The following is a 3,169-nucleotide window of genomic DNA, read 5'->3' as shown; positions in this document are numbered from 1 at the left end:
AGACCGCGCATTATCTGATTGGCTCCGGATCAGTTTGACTGAGAGTATGTTACCAAACCCACGGTTCATGCGGAATAATTTCAACAGCCTGTTAAGACTCATGCTTTTTCACCTCCTGAAGTCGGTTTTTCGCAAGCTCCAGTTCTCTCTTGGGTGTTTTCTGATCTTTCTTCACAAAGGCGTGTAGCACAACAATGGACTCGCCCTTCATATAACAGCAAAACCTCTACCAATGCCTTCTTTTGCCTTGGCACGAACCTCAAACAACCCATTACCCATCGGCTTTGTGTGTGGCTCACCAAGGTGTGCTCCGTGTTTTTCCATCATTTCCAACAGCCGGATCATCCTGGCTTGAATCTTCGGTGGCAAGTTCAGAATGTCGTTCTGTACGTCTTCGTAAAAGACAATCTCCCATCTCATTGCTACTGATCCTGGATCTTGAAGGTATCATATATGATAACCTGACAAGCGAAACCAATTAGGTATTAAAAAACTCCGTTTAATACCTGTTTGGAATGTTTACGGCCCAGATACCGCCCTAAAAGCTTGAATCACGAAAGAAAGAACGCTTCAGGACACCCATCACGATGACAATGCAGGCAAGCTTCTGAGGCACCCACCTCCATGTTAGCGCTCCCAGTGCACTCGTCAGCATAGCGTAGCTCCAAACTATCAAGTTCTTTTCCTTGAAAGGTGCCTAATGTGGGTGTCTGCACAGGCGGGCAAGAAAGACAGGCCGTTCTTCTATGTCATTAGCTCGCTTGCAGAGAGGCAGAGCTGTACCATCAAAAGGAGCTCTTGATGGAACAAGTGCGAGAGGCCCCAGCGGTAATGGAACCGGAATTGATCTCTGTTCTGCGACTGGATGGCGTGTATGGTAGCGTAAAGCCTTTTGCTGATCTTTTTGAAGAAAACGGAGGTTCTTGTGCTGGAGCGACTGCAACGCCGACTGGGACTGCAGATTATACCGGGGGTGTTTTTCCCCTCAGCGGGAATAGCCGTACTTTTCGTAGCCCTGACGGTTCCGTTTGGCGACGTCGTTGCCAACCGTTTCGGGCTGCTTACCGGTTGGGTGGCCCGTAACCTGGGTTGGTTTTACATCTTCGCTGTGAGCGCTTTGTTAATCTTCCTGCTCGGTTTGGCGGTCAGTCGCTATGGCAACATTCGACTGGGATCTGATAACAGCAGACCCGATTATTCCAACCTGACCTGGTTTACCATGCTGTTCGCCGCCGGCATCGGCACTATCCTGATGTTCTGGGGCGTAGCCGAACCGATTTCCCACTTCACCCAACCGCCCTTTGAAGGCGTGCAGCCGGGTTCGAACCAGGCCGCCAGCGATGCCATGACGGTCGCGCTTTACCACTTTGGTCTGCACACCTGGACCATCTTTGCCATGCCGGGGTTGGCGATCGGTTACTTCGCCTACCGGCACAACCTGCCCATGCGTATCAGCAGCGTGTTCTATCCGATTCTTGGAAAACGAGCGTTTGGACCCTGGGGCTGGGCCGTGGATGTCGTTGCCGTGCTCGGTACCCTGTTCGGGGTGGCCACGTCGCTGGGTCTTGGAACCCTGCAACTGAACAGTGGCTTGAACTTCCTGTTTGGTGTGCCCTCTACTGGCTTGGTTTATGTCTTGCTGATTGCCGTTATCACCGGCGTTGCAGCAACCTCAGTGGCGCTGGGGCTAGACAAAGGTGTCCGGCGGCTGTCCCAGCTCAACATCCTGTTGGCGATGGGATTGCTTGCCTTTGTTCTCATTGTGGGGCCCTCTGTTTTTATAGCCAAAGGGATGGTGCAGGGCGTGGGTGATTATTTGGATGCACTGCCCTGGTTGTCGTTCTGGACCGAGAGTTTCAATGAGTCTGACTGGCAACAACAGTGGACGCTGTTTTATTGGGCCTGGACCATTTCCTGGGCGCCTTATATCGGGATTTTCATCGCCCGTATTTCCCGGGGGCGGACAATTCGTGAATTTGTCATCGGTGTCCTGTTCGCGCCTACGGCCTTCACTCTGGTGTGGTTCGGCGTCTTCGGTCTATCCGCTATCCAGGTGGAACTGGCCGGTCAGATCGCCCTGGCCGATCAGGTACAACGAGATCCTTCAGTGGCTATCTTCGCGTTTCTGGAGGCTTTTCCGCTGGCGAGCCTGTCATCGGCATTGAGTGTGGTCATCATCGTTGTATTCTTTACCACGTCATCCGATTCCGCTTCCCTGGTTATCGATATGCTAACCCGGCGCGATGATCAACCCTCTCTGGTGCGCCAACGCGTTTTTTGGGCGGTAGCCCAGGGTGTAATCGCCGCTACCCTGTTGCTCGCAGGCGGATTGGACGCGCTGCAAAACATAATCACCTCACTTGGGCTGCCCTTCTGCATTTTGCTTGTCATCATGGCTGTCGCGCTTTTTCGGGCGGTGCGGGCTGATTATCGCGGCTACAGTATGGATGAACTGGTCCAGGGAAGAGCGTTCCCGGAAGTGGTGGCCACTTCTGAAATCAAACAGGAGAACGACCATGTATAAAAAACTGCTGATCGCCATTGACCCGGAAGACGACGGCGAGGGTCAGTTCGCGCTGGAGACGGCCATGAACCATTTAGCCGAAGACGGTGAGCTCCACCTTGCAAGCGTTTACAGCCCTGGGGGTGGGGGGTTCTTCCCGCACGTCACCGCAGAGGGGCCGGAGCAGAAAGAGGCCCAGGTTCGGAATACACTGGACTTGCTTGTCCGCAAGTATTTGCCTTTAAACCGCAGCGTGAGCCTGCATGTAGTGGCTGGAACCCCAGGCGAGACGCTGGTGGGCCTGGCAGGCCAGCTTGGAGCTGACCTGATGATGCTGGTTTCCCGTGGCAGCGGTGGATACTGGCCCCTGCGCCGTGCGACGGTGGAATATGTTTCGGTGAATGCACCCTGTTCGGTACTTGTGTTGCCGTCATTGGTAAAGGCTGACCCTGAGGCGACGGAAGAAAAGGGCAACTGACCACTTGAACGACTCATGAACTGTCGGAGGGGCTAGACGGCTAGACGGCTAGACGGGGACACCCACCTCAACACGCTGTTAGGTCCCTGTCTACTTTTCATGGCCCAGTGAACAGCAATGCCACGCCAATCGCTGCAAACAGTCCCCCGCAACCCTGATCAAAACGTTTACCGACCCGTGTCAGCCAG

The 3,169-nt window shown here is 54.0% G+C and carries 2 protein-coding genes and 1 pseudogene; 2 read left to right on the top strand and 1 reads right to left on the bottom strand.

The window, feature by feature from the left end:
• Positions 1-91: 91 nt before the first annotated feature.
• Positions 92-324 (bottom strand): annotated as a pseudogene (locus tag G565_RS25290) (type II toxin-antitoxin system RelE/ParE family toxin).
• Positions 325-925: 601 nt separating this feature from the next.
• Here G565_RS25290 and G565_RS0120525 point away from each other — a divergent pair.
• Complete coding sequence (locus G565_RS0120525) at positions 926-2,524, top strand: BCCT family transporter (RefSeq protein ID WP_028672479.1); 1,599 nt, start codon at positions 926-928, stop codon at positions 2,522-2,524.
• The gene (locus tag G565_RS0120520) at positions 2,517-2,981 is read left to right on the top strand and encodes a universal stress protein (protein ID WP_028672478.1); all 465 of its coding nucleotides are present in this window, start codon (positions 2,517-2,519) and stop codon (positions 2,979-2,981) included. Before G565_RS0120525 ends, G565_RS0120520 begins: the two co-directional genes overlap by 8 nt.
• Positions 2,982-3,169: the final 188 nt, after the last annotated feature.

The sequence above is a fragment of the Saccharospirillum impatiens DSM 12546 genome (genome assembly GCF_000423605.1).
GTDB classification, from domain to species: domain Bacteria; phylum Pseudomonadota; class Gammaproteobacteria; order Pseudomonadales; family Natronospirillaceae; genus Saccharospirillum; species Saccharospirillum impatiens.
The sequence above is the reverse complement of the archived record's forward strand: the minus strand, read 5'-3'. Positions and strand labels throughout refer to the sequence as shown.

What these genes read in the sequence shown, in the direction of transcription:
- G565_RS0120520 (WP_028672478.1), top strand. Translation starts at nt 2,517, where the DNA reads ATGTATAAAAAACTGCTGATCGCCATTGACCCGGAAGACGACGGCGAG.